This is a genomic window from Flavobacterium sp. FlaQc-48, from assembly GCF_044007335.1.
Lineage (GTDB): Bacteria > Bacteroidota > Bacteroidia > Flavobacteriales > Flavobacteriaceae > Flavobacterium.
Genome location: NZ_JBIPCR010000090.1, coordinates 1 through 255, shown reverse-complemented (window position 1 = coordinate 255; position 255 = coordinate 1). Strand labels below are relative to the sequence as shown.

Annotated in this window: 1 protein-coding gene; it reads right to left on the bottom strand. The window is 32.5% G+C overall.

Annotated features, from left to right (window positions below; all coding sequences use genetic code 11):
• On the bottom strand, positions 1-255 hold a 255-nt coding region (locus ACHRWY_RS27695), incomplete at both ends, for an AMP-binding protein (RefSeq protein ID WP_395359256.1).

Genomic DNA, 255 nt, shown 5'->3' with positions numbered 1-255 from the left:
CCGATGATTCATAAGTATAGGATTCTGTAATATCTAAGAGAAAAATAAATTCTGAAACAGATAACTTAGAAAGTAAAGAATCTTCACTGTAAAGAAGAAAGCTTACGCTCGAATCTTCAAGTATATAGGATAAGCGATTAGATGGTAATGACGCATCTAGCGGAACATATGTACCTCCTAATTTGAGAATACCTAACATACTAATGATCATTTCAAAACGCTTATCAAACAAAATAGCTATTCTGGAATCGCTAG